This window comes from Methanosarcina hadiensis, assembly GCF_046529725.1.
Classification (GTDB): domain Archaea; phylum Halobacteriota; class Methanosarcinia; order Methanosarcinales; family Methanosarcinaceae; genus Methanosarcina; species Methanosarcina hadiensis.
Genome location: NZ_CP136241.1, coordinates 211,860 through 227,660 on the forward strand (window position 1 = coordinate 211,860; position 15,801 = coordinate 227,660).

Sequence of the window (15,801 nt, forward strand, 5' to 3'; positions counted from 1 at the left end):
TTAAGGAATATGCGAATAAATTGTAAATTTTGTGTTTTATCTATGTTCTGTAAGTAGCCTCTTAATCTTTTTGTGTATCTCATTATTTGCTTTTTTCTTAAGGATTATAGATTTTTATTTCCTATTTTTATTGTTCCCTGATTAATCGCTACTTTATTATATTTATAATACACTTACTTACTAAATAAATTAAAAAACCTGCTTTATTATTTACATTTTCAGAGTTTTCTTTGATTCTCTATTGGAAATATTGTTCTTTAATCAGTGAAGTTGTCTTAAAAACAGTTTAAGGTGTGAAAAATGAAACATAAATTTGACGTCTTTGTAAAAGCAATTCCTATTTTCTTTGCAGCTTTTGTTTTGCTTTCTTCATTTACTTTACTGGTATGTGCAGAAAATGAAATGACCCCGGGCACTGTCCTGGAAAATAATTCGACTCTGAATATTCCCCACACACTTGTCAGGGGAGATTCAGGTACTTCTTTACAGCCGATGGTTACGGAGACCGGAAGAATAAGTCTTTCAGTAGACGGGCTAGGCACTGACAGCAGTGGTATTATTCAGGTGGAAAAACCTGAAGGTGCGACTGTAAGAAGTGCATATCTTATCGCTGCTGGAGAGTGGGGTAGTCAGATTCCTGAAGGAAGCGTTTTGATTAATGGAAGTGTCGTTTACTGGAATAATACTGTTTTTTCGACTGCCTGCTATAACTACTGGGCAGATGTTACATCTATTGTTAAACCTGCAGTTGATATCGCGCCGGCAGGAAGAGTTAACTTCACAGTCACAGAAACAAGCCCTTACAGTTCTGATGGAGAAGTTCTTGCAGTTATTTTTGATGATCCGAACCAGAAGGAAGACAATACCGTTATATTGCTTTTTGGAGGGCAGAACCCTGCTGGAGATACTTTCAGTATTAAGCTATCAGATCCTGTCGATAAAAATGATTCTAACTTTGCTATTGATATGGGGCTTGGTATTTCTTTCAGTTACCAGAACAGCGGGGGCAGCCAGGTCAGTAATGTTAATGTAAACGGAATAAGAGTTACAAGTTCGGCTGGAGGAGAAGATGATGGGTTCAGCGGAAACGGGGCACTTTTGACCGTAGGGGGGCTGGACGATAGCACTGCGAACCCTTTGAATCCATATGCGGGCCCGAGCAATCCGCGGACTGATGACGAACTTTACAACCTTCTACCTTTCATAAATAGTGGGGATTCAAATATCACAGTATTTACTCAGAATCCTTCTAACGATGATAATATATTCTTTTCATACTTTTTCCTGAAATCAAGCACAGCAATGGTAGGCGAGGGTATTCTCCTGTCTCCTGCTTCAGGAAACGCTTCCGCAGGGTCTCAATACACCCTCTCTTCTCTGGTGCAGGACGATAATGGAAATCCCCTTTCAGGAAAGGCTATCAATTTCTCGGTTGTTTCAGGTCCTAATGCAGGCCATAGCGAAAATATGACAACGAATGCGGCCGGAAGGGCTAATTTTACCTACTCCGGGACTTCTGCAGGTACTGACATTATAGAAGCAAGTTTTGTAAATAATGCAGGCGAGACCGTCATATCAAACCGCGCAAGCATCGAGTGGATTGTTCCTCATGTCCCATCTCCTGTAGCAAATTTTAATTCAAATGTTACACTGGGAGTCCAGCCTCTGACCGTGGAGTTCTACGACCTGTCTGAAAACGCTGTGTCCTGGAATTGGGATTTCGGAGACGGAAATAATTCGGAACTTCAAAACTGTACCCACACGTATTCTGGTCCGGGATATTATACCGTATCACTAACTGTGAACAACTCGGCAGGCAGTTCCAATACATCTGTCCGTGAAGATTACATATTCGTCCAAATGCGGCCAGTTCCAGATTTCATCACTAACGTTACTGAAGGCACATTTCCACTAACCGTTCAGTTTACGGATAATTCAAGCTATGCCGAATCCGTTGTATGGGACTTTGGAGACGGTAATTCTTCAACTGACAGAAACCCTGTTCATACTTATTTGGAAGCCGGGCTATACAGTGTTTCATTGATTGCAACAGGAAATAATACTTCAGTCACAAAAACCATTGATAATTATATCAACGTTACAAGTTCTCCAGTTCCAGATTTCATCACTAACGTTACTGAAGGCACATTTCCACTAACCGTTCAGTTTACGGATAATTCAAGCTATGCCGAATCCGTTGAATGGGACTTTGGTGACGGTAATTCTTCAACTGACAGAAACCCTGTTCATACTTATTTGGAAGCCGGGCTATACAGTGTTTCATTAATTGCAACAGGAAATAATACTTCAGTCACAAAAACTGTTGAAAACTGTATGAATGTTACAACCCCTCCTATTCCTGACTTTAGTGCCAACATTACTAAGGGTACATTTCCTCTGTCAGTTAAGTTTGAGGACGACTCAAGCCACGCAGAATCTGTTGAATGGGATTTCGGTGATGGTAATTCTTCAACTGACAGAAACCCGGCCCATACCTATTCGGAATCTGGACTTTATACTGTTTCCCTTACAGCAACCGGCAACGGGACTTCAGTTGTAAAAACCGTTGTCGATTACATCAATGTGACTATCCCTCCTGTTCCGGATTTCAGTGCCAATGTTACTATGGGTACGCTCCCTTTGACTGTTCTGTTTTCAGACAACTCTATCTATGCTGAATCCGTTGAATGGAACTTTGGTGATGGGAACAGTTCTTCCGCAAGAAATCCTGTTCATATATATACAACTGCTGGTCTGTACACCGTTTCCCTTACAGCAACTGGAAACAATACCTCAGTTACAAAAACCGTTAATGAATTTATTAACGTAACAATTCCTCCTATCCCCAATTTTAGTGTCAATATCACTGAGGGCACTTTCCCATTAACAGTTCGGTTCACTGATGAGTCTCAGTACTCTGAAACTGTAGAATGGAACTTTGGTGACGGTGATTCTTCAACTGACAGAAACCCTGTCCATACCTATTCGGAAGCCGGAATATACAGTGTTTCTTTAATTGCAACTGGAAATGGGACTTCAGTAACAAAAACCGTTGATGATTTCATCAATGTTACTACTCCTCCTGTTCCAGATTTCATCACTAACGTTACTGAAGGCACATTTCCACTAACCGTTCAGTTTACGGATAATTCAAGCTATGCCGAATCCGTTGTATGGGATTTCGGAGATGGGGACATTTCTTTCCAGAGAAACCCTGTTCATACTTATACAGCCTCTGGTCTGTACACTGTTTCTCTTACAGCAACAGGAAACAATACCTCAGTTACAAAAATCGCTGACGATTTAATTAATGTTACTATTCCTCCTGTTCCGGATTTCAGTGCGAACATTACCGAAGGCCTTTATCCTTTATCAGTTCAGTTTACGGACAATTCGAGTTATGCTGAATCTTTAGAATGGGATTTTGGAGACGGAAACACCTCCACTGACCTGAGCCCTGTTCACACTTATTCTGAAGTTGGTCTGTACACCGTTTCCCTTACAGCAACTGGAAATGGGACTTCAGTAACTAAAATCGCAGAAGATTACATCAATGTCACTCTTCCTCCGATTCCTGATTTTGGCGCGAATGTGACCACCGGTCCTTACCCTCTGACCGTACAATTTATGGATAATTCCAGCCATGCCGGATCTGTTTTATGGGACTTTGGAGACGGAAGCGTTTCAAACGAAAGAAGTCCTGTACACACTTACGAGGAACGCGGCCTTTATACCGTTACTCTTGGTGCAAGCGGAAACGGGACAACAGTAAACAAAACCGTCCAGGATTTCATCAACGTTACAATACAACCCTTCCCTCCTGAAGCAAATTTCTCTGTAAATGTTACGAGAGGGCCTGCGCCGTTGACTGTAAGTTTCTCAGACAAGTCTTACAATTCCGTTTCGTGGGAATGGGATATTGACGGAGACGGGCAGGCAGACTATACCGGGGCAAACCCGGTACATACCTATGAAACTGCAGGTATCTACAATGTGAGTCTATACGTTTCCAATGCTTATGGAGATGATACCGAGGTTGTCAGAGGCTGCATCAATGTCCTCGCACACCCGGTCGTTTCGAAAAGAAATCTGTCTAAGACCAGCGTTTATCCGGGTGAAGAGTTCATAGTAAACCTTAACATTGAAAGTGCCTGGAACCTCACAAACCTTACTGTAGTGGAAGATATCCCTGCTGGCTGGAATCTCACTCCCATAAATAACGCAGGTGCGGAATTCAACTCCTCCTCCAATAAATGGGTGTGGGAAAACTGTTCAGCAGGTGACCGCAGGCAGCTGGTTTATGTTCTGAAATCTCCGCTTGATTCGGACTTTGGGACCTTTAAGCTTGAAGGGAACGTCTCGGCTGAAAATGTGGCAGCCATTCCGCTTGAAGGCGAATCTGAGATTACAATTACCCCGATCGCTGACTATAACCCTGAAAACCTGAAACTATTACATGTGGGGGACCCTGATCAGGAGTTCAATATTTCAACCCATATGCTCTGTAACTTCACCTGGTATGTGAATGGAAACGAGTCTTCTGAAGGGGGTGAGATAAATAGTGCTTATGCATCCCTTACCCTTTCTCCGGAAGCTCTATGGAGAAATGATTATTTCAAGAACAGTTACACAAGCGTTGAAAACAGCAGTCTCTTTGCGGGCAAGTATTCCGTAATCGGTAGAGTTTCAAACGGCAGCACTGCCATAAACCAGACCTGGAATTTCCTTATCACAAGGTCTGCTGAAAATAAAAATAACATCAATAGCACAGTAATTTTGCCTGTCAGGAAAGTTGAGGCGAATGACTCGGTATCCTTTAATTTCACGGAAGAACCGGACAATACGGGCGATAACAGCATCCTGGCAATCTCTTTCAACGCTTCTTCAGCAGGAAATATTTCTGTCTTTGTCGAAGTGCTGAAAGATAGGGCTTCTGAAGTTACAAAAGACCCTGAAGGGGATGTTTACCAGCACATAAACATTTACTTCAGCAACCAGACGGTTATGAATGAGACCGGGTCAGACCCCAAGTTTATCGATTTCAAAGTAAACAGAACCTGGATGGAAACAGTTGTTCAGGGTACTGTCCGGCTGAACAGGTATCAAAATGGGAAATGGCAGCCCCTTAATACCTGGGAAATCGGGTCGGATGCCGAATGCCATTATTTCCGTGCAGAAACTCCGGGATTTTCGCCTTTTTCCGTAACAGCCGAGAAAATCTCTACACCATCTGCCTCTACTCCACATAAAAGAGGTAGCGGAACTGGCTCAGCTACTATTATTTCCTCCACTAAAGTTGAAGGTGAAAGTACTTCCGGGACTGAAAACGGAGGTGCAGATTCAACCCTCTCGACAGGCGTAAAGGATATTCTGGTATCTCAAAACTCTGATACCGGAAAATCCATCTTAGTTGAAGAAGGAAATGATTCCGAAGCGGCTGGTTCGGAAGAAAATAAAGGACCAGAAAAATCAGGTGGTTCAGGGATTCTATTTTTTATCCTGCTCATTTTACTTATCGTCGGAGCCTACCTGGTATATCGGGAGACAAAAAAGGAAAAGTAATAAGTTCAATTGATGATGAACACTTAGCAATGATGTCGTATATCGGCAGACAAAAGAGGAAAAGTAATTGGATTCTTTATGGGAAGGCAAAAATTCTTTCCCAAACCTTTTTTAATGTTTTCTCAATGTTCATAGCGGTATCAAATAATCTGGTTTGGCCTGAATTCCACTATATTTTTGCCTTAAATTCGAGCTTCTTATCTATCTGATTCTGTCAACATCTATTCCAGTCAGTTATTTCCGGATATTTGCAGTTTTCTTTGCTTTTCTCTCAATTTCCGAAAATTGATTCTGCGAGATTTTATGCTTATATAATAAAGAATGAATAATATGGTAGATGAGCCAATAAAGGTTTTCGAATTAACAAGAATTCTTATAGCTTATGTGCCCTGGCTCTTTTTGGCTGAGATTATCCTGAGATCAGTTTTTATGTTCGTTTTTGCACTGATCATCATGCGTCTTTTAGGCAGGAGAACAGTTGACCAGCTCACATCTTTTGACCTTCTGATTATTATTGCTCTTGGGTCGGCTATGGGAGACCCCATGTTTTATCCGGATGTTGCTCTCCTATGGTCAATTTTTGCAATTGGGACCATTACAGTATGTTACAGGTTACAGACAGCTCTTGTTAACAGGTTTCCTCGCTACGAGGATTTTACTGAGGGTGCACCTGTTAAAATCATAAGTAACGGAATTCTGGACGTAAAAAAGATAAAAAAGCATACACCTACCCAGGATGAGATTTTTCTTTTATTAAGGGGAAAAGGTATCAGAAGCCTGGGGGAAATCGAGACCGCTTTTCTCGAACGGGATGGCAGTGTAAGTGTTTTTAAGTTTCCGGCTGGAAAACAAAAACCTGGTTTGCCCACAATCTCCGAAGATATGATTAAAGAGTTAAAGTCTCATAAAACAGGTGAAAAGGTGAGAGTTCAGGTTACTATTCATGCTATAAAACAGGTGAGACTGTCTGGCTGGAAGAAGGGAGTTTATTTGCAAATTGTGAAGGAGATATATGGGTACCTTCCGAAATTATATGACCATTTATTTTAATTATATGATTATTTATTTTAATTATATGACCATTTATTTTTCACTTTTATTTTCAAAATAATGTCTATAAAAAGAAATTTAGCTTTTGTTGTCTCTCATTACTGTTTTCATATCTTCAAAGTACCGGTTACTTATTTATACGCTCAACCAAATAACCTTTGTTATACCTCAAATAAGAGGGGGGGAATTATGGAAACGATTTATGATATACTGGTGAAAGAACACAATCTTGTAGCTGATCTTTTACAGCAGGCAATGCGTGACAATTCAAAAGACACTCTATTGAAAATAAAAGCCCAAACCGATCCTCACATGGCAGGGGAAGAGAAGCTCTTCTATCCTGAGCTTGAAAAGAAAGAGGAACTGCGTGAGCTTGTCAGTCACGCCTACGAAGAGCATAATGAAGCAAGGTCCATTATGTCCGAACTGGAAAGTATGAGCGAGAGTGATAAAAACCTTTCATCTAAAATCAAGGAGCTAAAGGAAAGCATAGAGCACCATGTGGAAGAAGAAGAAAATAAAGTATTCCCACAGGCTCAAAAGGTCCTGAGCAGTGACAAATCACAGCAGATTGCTCAGCAATATCTTGAGTTTAAGCAGAGCTTCAAGCAACAGACGCCAGCCAGTATGCGTTAAAAAACTGAAAGATAAAAGGAGTAGAGATTACCGTTATCCACACTTAATTCTGTTTAACCGGTTCTCTTTATCTCTTTTTTGAAATCTTCAGCGCTAGCTTCTGCTAAAAATAGCTATTTTTGAGAATCTTATCAAATTTAGACCTGACTTCTTTTTGTATATTCCATTTATCGGTTGTTTTATGCGCTCTTTTAAATAGAGCTCCTTTTATATTGAGTATGGGGGAAATTATGGAAACGATTTATGATATTCTAAAAGCAGAGCATGATCAGGTAGCTGACCTTCTCCAGCAAGCATTGAGTGATGTGTCTAAAGTGAGTTTCCTTAAAATAAAGATTAAGACTGATCCTCATATGATGGGAGAAGAGAGACTCTTCTATCCGCGGCTTGAAGAGAAAGAAGAATTACGTGGCCTTATTTCTGAGGCCTATAAAGAACACAATGAGGCAAAAGAACTGCTCTGTGAAATGGAAGGCATGGATGAAAGTGACGAAGGGTGGGCTGCTAAACTCAGCGAGCTGAAACAAAGCATAGATCATCATGTAAAGGAAGAGGAGAGTAAGGTTTTTGAAAGGGCCCGGACTGTCCTGAGCCAGCAGGAGGCTGAAGAGATGGCAGAGCAATATGTAGAGTTTAAAAGAAGTTATATGAACAGGGTAGAGACCGGGGAACCTCCTCTTGCATAAGAAGAGATGAAACAAACATATACTTAAGGGCAGATTCCGGTTAACCAGCCCTCTTTATTTTTCTGTAACTGAGTAATTATGGTCTCTTAAGCATCCTGCAAGAAAGCGCAATTTTTAAAGCAAAAATTTGCTTTAACCGGAGAGAAAGAGAACCCGGTTAAATTATTAATTGTTTTAAGCTTCCTGAACTCCACCCGGGCTGGCGGGTGAGGGCATTTAATTCTTTGCAGAATGCTTCATTGTTTTTATAGCAGTCCATTGTTATAGGCATCAAGTTTCAGATAGATGGTTTCACCGCCTGGGATTTCGCCACATCCGACTCTTGTCCTTTTCTGCCAGGCATAGCCGCTTGCTTTTATTGGGCTTTTATCTTTGTCGAAGTAATACATACTCATCCAGAGGTCTCCCTCGCTTATTTTGTTTTTGACATCATAAGACTGGCAGCAGTTTACCCCATTGAGTTTTGCAGCGATAAGCGCATCGAACATAGTGTAAACTTTGTCTCCTTTTACCGGCTGCTGCATAATGGCTATTGCCTCTTCTACACTATAGGTCTCATAACCGTATGTGGTGTTACCGATTGTGATCTCTTTGACAGGCCACGCTTCCGGGTGGTTTTTCCAGTAACCAGGGCTTTTAGGCGTACAATCATTTTCACTGCAGCTGCAGGCAGCTGTGACACCACTCAATGCGATCAGACAAGCTGTAAGTACCAGAAGTTTAGCTAAATACCTCAAGTTTTTTCACTCCCACTAACCATTTTATAATTTATTTGATTCTAAGATCAATTAATTATAAAATTATTTGATCTGAAGCATTCAGGAAGGAAGTATTGGAGTTAATTTTTCTATCTCTTATCAAGGCTTCCTATCTGGATGCAAGTCTGTCTTAACCCCCTAAACTATAATAAGGCTCAAAAATATTTAATTATTTTCTGTATTAAAATAACACTGGAGTATTAAACGGAATATCAGGGCATAAACCCTCAGGTGTGTGAAAAAAATATGAAAGAACTATTTTTTCCTTCCTGGATGCGTATTGTACTGCTTTATTTTTACGGAAAAATGAAAATATAATTGCCGAAAATCATCTCTATTATTTATTATAAGAATGCAGATAAATAAATTATAATTGAAAAGTGGAATTTCTCCAAAAAAAGAGATACAGATAAATTATTGGGATGTTAGTTTAAAAAAATAAATCTACAGATTTACCTTCACAGCCGCAATCCAGACAAAAATACTGCTAGTTTTAGAAATAAGGCAAATCCCAGAATTTGCAGGATTAGCGGTCATCCTTCTTGAGTGAAGCAAAATGCTCTCCTGGTATTTGGGAACTTTTCATCTTCAGCAGAAAATGAAGAGAGAGATATTTTTATATAAAGGAGAGGTATTGTTATATAAAGGAGAAATATTTTTTTATAAGGGAGAGATATTTTTTATAAATCTCTTTTTATACGTAGTTTGTCTGTAATTCTTTACTTGATTCTATGTTTTTCTGTGATTCTTTGTTAACCTATATACTATACTTAGACCCCAAAATCATAGTTTATTTCTTTTTTTTATTCGCTAATTCCAGGATACCTTTATATATCAATATCGTCTATATAGATTCTGTAATAACCATTAGTATCTCCTCAGGGGGTTTACTTATCACCAAAGATAAAAGAAAAGTCCAGTTTACAGGAAATTCTACTTATATCGTGTCTCTCCCAATAAAATGGGTAAGGGATATAGGGCTTGAAGCCGGAGACACGCTTACTTTAACACCCATGCCTAACAAAACACTGCTTGTTTCTTCCAGTGCAGTTTCGAAAGAGCATTCAGTCCTTAAAGCAACCATAGATTATCTTCACTCCGATAGTGCGGAAAATAATTTAAGGATACTCATTTCTCATTATCTTGTAGGTTATGATGTAATCCGGCTTACCACCAAAAAAGGTTTCAGTGCTTATGACCGCAAGTTTATAAAAGACTCAGTGCGACAGAAACTCATAGGCCTGGAGCTTGTGGAAGAATCCAGGAACGAACTTGTTTTCCAGTGCTTGCTTAATTACAATGACCTGCCTCTGAACCGTGTAATCAAAAATATGTACGGGCTCGTCCTCTCAATGCTTGAGGATTCCATGACTGCCCTCAGGGACCATAATGTGGAAATCGCCGAAGACGTAATTCAGAGGGACGATGACGTGGACCGTTTTTACCTGCTTGCTGTCCGTCAGCTTAAAGCTTCAATAGAGGATATCGAGCTTTCGGAAAAGATAGGGATCAGGCATCCAAGGGAATGCCTCGGGTACAGGCTCATTACCAAGAGCATAGAGCGTGTAGGAGACCATGCAGTAAGGATCGCCAGAAACGTCCTTAAAATGGAATCAGGGATCAGCAGTGAGGACCCGATTTTCCAGATGGCAGAACTCTCCAGAAAAGTGTTTGAGAGCTCCATAGACTCTATGAAGGAAGAAGACCTGCAGGCTATAAACAAAATCGTTGTCGAAGCCAAAAAAGTTTCCCAGTTCGGTGTTTCCCTTGAGTCAAGAGACCTCGAAGGCGAAGGCAGCATCGAACTCAGCATGGTTCTCGAGAGCCTGCGCAGGGTAGCCGAATACAGTGCCGATATTGCAGAAGTAGCAATAAATATGAACATAAAGCAGGTCTGAATTTCAAAGATTTTTATCCTTCCTTTTTATTTTTTATTTCTTTTGCACTTCTAGATTTATACTGATTTTTTTCTATTTTTTTAGGTTTTCTTACCGGGAATCAAATTCCAGTTCATAAATAATGAAATCACCTCCGCAGATTATCTGGTGGTTAATCGAAAGAAAAGACGTAGAAAAGAAGTAAAAGAAAAAAGGAATAAGGAAAGGTTTAGCTCCCCCAAAAGGTCATCATCAACGTTTATTTGGAAGGAGCAGTTTGATCATGTAAATTCCTGTAAACAGGACAAGCAAACTGAAGAGAGCCTGCATGAGCGCCTGATATTTTGGGTGGAAAAGGGCAATTATTGCCTCCTGCATATTGAAGAAAAAAGAAAACAGGGCTATAAAAATAAGCGCCAGAAGGACGATCAGCACGGCTGCATTCACGAGTTTTTTAAATGAAGGGTCATTATCCTGCGGTATGCTGCCTTTTCCGGGTAGTCGAACTTCCGTATAGGTTTGATCTGCGTTTTTCTCTTCATTGTGAGGGCTATCTTCTTTTCCAGCCATGTAATTCCTCTTTTCTATCCTTTTTACTATCAAATCTCCTGTTTATTACGCTTGCAGCAAGTAAGAGAACCACGCACATAATACCCTCAAAACCGGGAGTTGAACCTTCACCCGAAGCTTCTCCTTCCGGAAGTTCAGCAGGTGTGCCTTCTTCAACAAGCGGGTAGTTTTTGACAACATTTCTTTCTATCCTGTCCATTTTTACCGGTTCGGTGGTTTCAGAAGTGATGATTTCCTGCCCGTTTTCTTCCACAGTAACCGAGAACGTGTATTCCGCCCTTCTTGGGAACACGAAACGCACATGCCCTCGAAGCTGACCTGAGCCTTTGATAATTCCGAGTTCGTCACTTTCCGTGTATGAGGTGTATTCATCTGTTCTTGCTGTGACTACCATTTTAAGAGGTTTGGAATCTCCTCCCTGGTTATATACTCCTGGAGAAATGTCCACCACAGCTTTTGCATCCCTGTCAGTAAACTGGGTAATTACAAGATTCATGTCAGTAAGCAGAATGTCAGCCGGATGCTCTGCAGAAGAATTAGCTTCTATGGTGATGTATTCACTCCATGAACCAATAAGCTGGCCTTCCCGTAGAAGCTGGGTTTCCACTTCATAATTTCCAGGTTTTACCGTTCCCAGCGATACGGCATTGTAAGCAAGAGATTCGGCCTTAACATAGCCCATATCCAGATCTTTTTCTGCCACTGTCAGGTGGGTCTTCTCGTCAATAACCTTTACTTTAACAGAAAGCATAGAACTGTCAGTATCCTGGTCGTTGCGGATATAAGGGGTAACCGTCAGAAGGGTATTCTCTCCCTGTGGAGTGGACATTACATCCATATCCTGGATGAAAACCTCATCATATTCCCTGAAAATGTCTTTTGAGCTCCCAGAGCAACCGGAAGAAAGGATTAAAATCAGCAAAATGCTGATTAAAAATCCTCCTGATAAAAAAGGAGATTTCTTAGGTTTTACACATAACCTGAATCTCATAGTAACCAGACCCGGATTATAACTTTACTTTAAGTACAATGGTCTGGGTATCAAGCAGATAATCCCCTTTCATCAGGTTTACATACACATTTGTTTCTCCATTTGGGGCATCTTTCAGAATAGGGAGTTCAATGCCCCTTGTATAGGAAGTTCCTCCTTTTGCCATCGCTTCGGTGATGTTAACAGTTGAGCTGTTCCCGATAAGCTTGTTTTCTATGTCTACTACCACATACATGGAATCTCCAGCTATGGTTGATTGCCCATGGTTCTTTACAGAAAACTTCACCGTTACATTCTCACCTTTCTTAGCTTCCCAGGTAGAAACGGGGGGAGATGAACGCAGATTATCCATACTTTCAGCAAAGCCGACAAACTGAAGTTTTGCGTCAGGTAGGACAACTATCTGAACAGGTACGACCTTCGTATTAACGATGGGTTTTTCTTCTCCGTCAATGCCCGATGAATATGACAGGGTTAGCATCGACGTATTCTTATCAAACGAAGGAGCCATAATCCTGAAACTTAAAGCAGCCTTTCCTTTCGCAGGGATATTCACCTGTGACCCCGGTCCTACGAGTGTAAACGGATCAAAAGAACTTACAGATACCAGGTCAATTGCCTGGGTGCTGTTGTTATTTGATACGGCAACTGAAATATCCTGCTCATTAAATTCCTTTATTACCAGAGGTTCAATGCTTACAGCCAGATCTTCAGGGCTAACTGGTAAACTTGTTTTTGTCGTCGATACACAGCCAGATATACAGATTACCAGAACAAGTAGCGTCAAAGCCAGCAACTTCTTCATATTGTGCTCTCCTCAATTTTTATATCCGGATATTTTTCCGTAAATATTGGGCAAACATGCGAAGCCTGATATCTTACTCAAAAATGAAATAAAACCAAACTTACCCGGTAAATCGAAGATTCGATTAACAGTCTTTCTATCTATAAAATTAGCGTATGTAATATAATCTTTACTATCAATAAAAAATCTGGAGCCCTTTTAGATTTATATGTGCAAATTTTTACATTATTTAATTTATATAATTAAAATATTCCATCTAAAAAATGGATTATTACCCTTTAATGCCTCGATCTCCAGAGCGAATATTTTAACCATTCCCCAGAAAGGCTGTTCGTTAAAAGGCTGTTCTCTTCACATTAATTTGTCAGCATTTTAAATTAGTTATGCTGAGATTGTACTGGCCTGGACTAATCCTGTAATTTGCAAATTGTTTTCACACGACAGCCTTTCTGAACTGGTATGTCCCAATAAGCAAAATAACTCCGGCTCCTATCGCAAGGCCGGTGATCCCGTAAACAGGTATTCCTCCCTCAAACAGCATTCTCGCACTATCGATTGCATAACTCACAGGATTGAGCTTTGCCAGTGTCCTTAGCCATGCAGGCATAACATCGTAGGGCATAAGTGCGCTGCTCGTAAAAAACAGAGGCATGCTAATCATGCTGTTCACAGCAGCATAACTGTCATGGTCGCTCAAATACAATCCTATCATGGTTGAGAGACCCGAGAAAAACACTGAAAACAGGAATAGTGTAAGATATATCAGAATTATGTTTACCGGGTTCAATATCCTTACTCCAAGCAGTGTGGCTATGAGGAGGATTACTGTTGCCTGCAGGAGGCCCCTTACGCTGATAAAAAGGATTTTCCCGTACAGCATACTCTCTCGCGGGGACGGCATTGCAAGGAACTTATTCAAAAAGCCCAGTATCTTGTCAAAAATCATAAGTGAACCTCCCTGCAGAGAGGAAAATAGAGTTGTCATTACAAGGATACCCGGAGTAATGAATTGAAGATAATTATCTGTAAACTTTGTGGGCAGGGCAAGCCCGACAAATACCAGCCAGGCTGCAGGCATTACAAGCGAAGAAATGACAGTTACCCTTCCTCTAAGCCATTTTACAAGGTCCCTTTCAAAGTAGTAGTATATTGCTCTCATTATCTGCGCCTCAGAAGGTTTCTAAATTGCGTTGAGTTAAACCCTGCCTGTTCCTCAGGGGTTTTGACCTTCTCCAGAAAAACATCGTTGAGAGAGGCATTTTTTCCTATTGAATTTACAAGGTTTTCAGGAGAGCCGACAGCTGCGATGCTGCCTTTATCAATTATAGCAACCCGGTTGCAGTATTTTTCTGCTTCCTCAAGGTAGTGCGTGGTCATGAAAATAGTCATTCCTTCGGCTTTCAGCATCTTAATGTGTTCCCAGATCTTTCTTCTGCCGCTTACGTCCAGGCCGAGGGTGGGCTCGTCAAGAAACAGGACTTCGGGTTCGTGTACAAGCGCCTGGGCAAGTTCGAGACGCCTTCTCATCCCTCCGGAGTACTTTGCTACAAGGTCATCTGCACGGTCCGAGAGCCCCATCATTTCAATCACTTCATCTACTTTTGAGTGCCTGTTCGGAATCCCGTAGAGCTTTGCATAAAGCATTACATTTTCCCTGCCTGTCAGCTTTCTGTCCACTGCCATATCCTGGGGGACATAGCTAATTTTTGACCTTACCTTTTTTGAGTCCTTCACAATATCATACCCGCAGACTTTTGCGGTGCCGCTACTGGGTCTCAGCAGGGTCGTAAGCATCATAACCGTAGTGCTTTTGCCTGCTCCGTTGGGGCCCAGAAGCCCGAAAATCTCATTTCCCACGTCAAGGTCGAGATTATCAACAGCACGCAGGTTCCCGAAAGATCTGGATAATTTTTTAATTTCTATCACAGGTATCCCCTGGCGATTGCATAAACAGGTCTTAAGTCTGAAGTGTAATAAATTCCACTCGTGTACATGTTATAAAGAAGTTTTATGATCACAATACTCAGTGCAGCAAAAATGCAGAATGCGACAACTGTCTTATCAAATTCCGAAAACTTGAGTTTTTTGAGGTATGTCCTTTCCGTATTTGCCCGGAAAGCCCTGCTTTGAATGGAGACTGCAAGAGTGCCGGTTCTCCTTACACAGTTTGATAGGGTCGGGGTCAGTATATTAAGCGATGTTTTGATTATCCCTGATCCAAACCTTTTCGGATTAAAGCCCCTGAGTCTCTGGACTGTTATTACGGTAGCCACTTCGGTAATTATTATCGGAAGGAACCTGACTGCTGTAACCACCATGAAAGCCACGCTGTAAGGGACTCTAAGCCCGACAAGTCCGTTTAACATATCTCTGGAATCCGTGGTCCAGCACATTAATAATCCCAGGGACAGGATTGAAGCAGACCTTAAACCCTGAATTGCACCGTGCTGAAGCCCTTCTGCATATACGAACAGCCCTCCGTTTGTCAGCCAGCCCAGGACGGGAAAATCCGGGCTGATTAAGGTAAAAATCACAGTCCTCGGGAGCTGGGAATAAAACAGGGATTGGGAATAGATAGTTCCCCAGATCAAAAGTGTGAGCAAAATAGCAAGAGTTTTGAGTTTTATTGCAGGCATCCTTGCGAGTGCAAACCCGGAAAGTATGGTCAGAAACAACAAAAACATGGTTTCGGGATTGTCCAGGGTTACAGCTACAAAAGCAGTTGAGATCAGGATCAGGATCTTTGCCCTGGGGTCCATCCTGTGAATTATCGTGTCTTTTATTGTCGGTTCAGCAATTGATCTGGCACCTATCATATTATCACTTGAGCTATGTATTACTTGAGCTGCCTTTCATATTCTCATTT

At 41.1% G+C, this 15,801-nt stretch carries 12 protein-coding genes; 5 read left to right on the plus strand and 7 right to left on the minus strand.

Features of this window, described 5'->3' with window-relative positions:
- Nucleotides 1–300: 300 nt before the first annotated feature.
- From RSJ42_RS00975 to RSJ42_RS00990, 4 genes are all read left to right on the plus strand, one after another.
- A complete protein-coding gene (locus tag RSJ42_RS00975) occupies nt 301–5,562 on the plus strand; it encodes a PKD domain-containing protein (RefSeq protein WP_410508883.1) in 5,262 nt (1,753 codons plus the stop codon).
- A gap of 330 nt (nt 5,563–5,892) precedes the next feature.
- Entirely contained in the window at nt 5,893–6,612 is a 720-nt protein-coding gene (locus RSJ42_RS00980; protein WP_410508884.1) for a DUF421 domain-containing protein, read from the plus strand.
- Between the two features lie 189 nt (nt 6,613–6,801).
- Entirely contained in the window at nt 6,802–7,248 is a 447-nt protein-coding gene (locus RSJ42_RS00985) for a hemerythrin domain-containing protein (protein WP_410508885.1), read from the plus strand.
- A gap of 230 nt (nt 7,249–7,478) precedes the next feature.
- Nucleotides 7,479–7,934 (plus strand): hemerythrin domain-containing protein, encoded by a 456-nt coding sequence (locus RSJ42_RS00990; protein WP_410508886.1) that lies wholly within the window; start codon nt 7,479–7,481, stop codon nt 7,932–7,934.
- A 245-nt stretch (nt 7,935–8,179) separates the two neighbouring features.
- On the opposite strand, the gene RSJ42_RS00995 is transcribed toward RSJ42_RS00990, so the two are convergent.
- Nucleotides 8,180–8,623: a hypothetical protein gene (locus RSJ42_RS00995; protein ID WP_410508887.1), complete on the minus strand. Its 444-nt coding sequence runs from the start codon at nt 8,621–8,623 to the stop codon at nt 8,180–8,182.
- Nucleotides 8,624–9,636: 1,013 nt separating this feature from the next.
- Here RSJ42_RS00995 and RSJ42_RS01000 point away from each other — a divergent pair.
- Nucleotides 9,637–10,590, plus strand: a complete 954-nt coding sequence (locus RSJ42_RS01000; protein ID WP_410508888.1) for a phosphate signaling complex PhoU family protein — start codon at nt 9,637–9,639, stop codon at nt 10,588–10,590.
- A 231-nt stretch (nt 10,591–10,821) separates the two neighbouring features.
- Here RSJ42_RS01000 and RSJ42_RS01005 read toward each other — a convergent pair whose 3' ends face one another.
- The 6 genes from RSJ42_RS01005 to RSJ42_RS01030 form a co-directional block, all read right to left on the minus strand.
- Nucleotides 10,822–11,139, minus strand: a complete 318-nt coding sequence (locus RSJ42_RS01005; RefSeq protein WP_410508889.1) for a hypothetical protein — start codon at nt 11,137–11,139, stop codon at nt 10,822–10,824.
- Nucleotides 11,120–12,061, minus strand: coding sequence for a hypothetical protein (locus RSJ42_RS01010; protein ID WP_410508890.1), 942 nt, complete (start codon nt 12,059–12,061; stop codon nt 11,120–11,122). Before RSJ42_RS01010 ends, RSJ42_RS01005 begins: the two co-directional genes overlap by 20 nt.
- An 85-nt stretch (nt 12,062–12,146) precedes the next feature.
- Nucleotides 12,147–12,935 (minus strand): hypothetical protein, encoded by a 789-nt coding sequence (locus RSJ42_RS01015; RefSeq protein ID WP_410508891.1) that lies wholly within the window; start codon nt 12,933–12,935, stop codon nt 12,147–12,149.
- Nucleotides 12,936–13,368: 433 nt separating this feature from the next.
- Nucleotides 13,369–14,094 (minus strand): ABC transporter permease, encoded by a 726-nt coding sequence (locus tag RSJ42_RS01020; protein ID WP_410508892.1) that lies wholly within the window; start codon nt 14,092–14,094, stop codon nt 13,369–13,371.
- Nucleotides 14,094–14,861 (minus strand): ABC transporter ATP-binding protein, encoded by a 768-nt coding sequence (locus RSJ42_RS01025; RefSeq protein WP_410508893.1) that lies wholly within the window; start codon nt 14,859–14,861, stop codon nt 14,094–14,096. Before RSJ42_RS01025 ends, RSJ42_RS01020 begins: the two co-directional genes overlap by 1 nt.
- Nucleotides 14,858–15,751: an energy-coupling factor transporter transmembrane component T family protein gene (locus RSJ42_RS01030; protein ID WP_410508894.1), complete on the minus strand. Its 894-nt coding sequence runs from the start codon at nt 15,749–15,751 to the stop codon at nt 14,858–14,860. The genes RSJ42_RS01025 and RSJ42_RS01030 overlap by 4 nt, the downstream gene beginning before the upstream one ends.
- Between the last annotated feature and the right edge of the window lie 50 nt (nt 15,752–15,801).

Coding starts and splice junctions, on each gene's coding strand:
- RSJ42_RS00975 (WP_410508883.1), top strand. CDS start 301: ATGAAACATAAATTTGACGTCTTTGTAAAAGCAATTCCTATTTTCTTT.
- RSJ42_RS00980 (WP_410508884.1), top strand. CDS start 5,893: ATGGTAGATGAGCCAATAAAGGTTTTCGAATTAACAAGAATTCTTATA.
- RSJ42_RS00985 (WP_410508885.1), top strand. CDS start 6,802: ATGGAAACGATTTATGATATACTGGTGAAAGAACACAATCTTGTAGCT.
- RSJ42_RS00990 (WP_410508886.1), top strand. CDS start 7,479: ATGGAAACGATTTATGATATTCTAAAAGCAGAGCATGATCAGGTAGCT.
- RSJ42_RS01005 (WP_410508889.1), bottom strand. CDS start 11,139: ATGGCTGGAAAAGAAGATAGCCCTCACAATGAAGAGAAAAACGCAGAT.
- RSJ42_RS01015 (WP_410508891.1), bottom strand. CDS start 12,935: ATGAAGAAGTTGCTGGCTTTGACGCTACTTGTTCTGGTAATCTGTATA.
- RSJ42_RS01020 (WP_410508892.1), bottom strand. CDS start 14,094: ATGAGAGCAATATACTACTACTTTGAAAGGGACCTTGTAAAATGGCTT.
- RSJ42_RS01030 (WP_410508894.1), bottom strand. CDS start 15,751: ATGATAGGTGCCAGATCAATTGCTGAACCGACAATAAAAGACACGATA.